Consider the following 1146-nt stretch of genomic DNA (forward strand, 5'->3'; position numbering starts at 1 on the left):
GAGGTACTGGTACTCAGCGCCAGGAGCTTCATTTTTCTATTCTCAGTACCGCTTAGACCTTAACCGAGAAGTATTGACTCATGTTCTTTAGCTAAATTAATAGCGCGATCGTAGCACTCAATCGCCTGAGCATTTTCACCCAAAACTCGATGTTGCTCTGCTTCCACTAGATATAATTTATGGAGGTGAGTCATCGGAGCAGACTGCGCCCATTTTTTGAGTTTTTTTCGGTTAGCTTTCACCTTTGCGAGGATGAGTTTTTGTTCGAATTTTGGTGTATCAGAATAAATAGCAAGATGGACTAAAGAATGGTAGAAATGGTAAAGAGGAATCGTTCCTACAGCACTATCGCTATATTTATCTGCTGACTTAGCATTGGACAGAGCTTGTTCATAATCTTGAAAAAGATAGCAGAGAACTAACTTGTGAAAATAGAGGGAGCGACAAATATTTTCAGCATTTGCCTCTAGATGCAGAGGTAACATTTTTATTTCATCATAGCTGTTACCGATTAAAAGACACCTATCTTCAGATTGCCCCATTAAGTTCAATACAACCTGTCGATTGAGTTCGTTATAGTAATATGATGTTTCTAGCTTGAGTTGGCCCAGAGCATTACTATACATTGCCATCTCTCCCTCGACTGTTGCCAATTCCTTGCCCAATACATAGGAATGGTAACAGTATACGCAAGCTGAATAAGCCGCATATTCTAAGTCTCCAGTTTCTAAAGCGAGCGAGTAAGCATCCCGCAAAGGATTTAAGGTTTCTCTCAGATGTTATTTCCAGTGCTTGATAAAGTAATTAACCATAAAAATTATCCGAGCTTGGAATTTTTTGTCATTAAACTTATCGACCAGCTTAAGAGCCAGTTGACCAAATTGATAGCCAGCCTCAATGTCTCCTACAGCTTCCCCAGAAAGAATGAGTCCGTAAGCAGCATAGGCATAGGAAGAGACAGAAGTATTTCCATATTTGATTGATAAATTAACTTGTTTCAACACAATCAGCCCAAGCAATTCAGGCGCTGCCAAATAGGCAGAAGAGGCTACACGCGATAGGATACTCATATAGCAATCCTAAATCATTTTCTATGTATAGGTGTACTGATGGATTTTGGGGAAATCAAATTTATGTTCTTTTGTA

The 1146-nt window shown here is 39.4% G+C and carries 2 protein-coding genes; both read right to left on the reverse strand.

Translation table 11 applies throughout. From position 1 onward, the window contains the following. Positions 1-59 precede the first annotated feature (59 nt). Positions 60-653, reverse strand: coding sequence for a hypothetical protein (locus QUB66_RS29670; protein ID WP_332970810.1), 594 nt, complete (start codon positions 651-653; stop codon positions 60-62). A 126-nt stretch (positions 654-779) separates the two neighbouring features. Next, positions 780-1070: a hypothetical protein gene (locus QUB66_RS29675; protein WP_265239665.1), complete on the reverse strand. Its 291-nt coding sequence runs from the start codon at positions 1068-1070 to the stop codon at positions 780-782. Positions 1071-1146 lie beyond the last annotated feature (76 nt).

It is taken from the genome of Microcoleus sp. A2-C3 (genome assembly GCF_036706065.1).
Lineage (GTDB): Bacteria > Cyanobacteriota > Cyanobacteriia > Cyanobacteriales > Microcoleaceae > Microcoleus.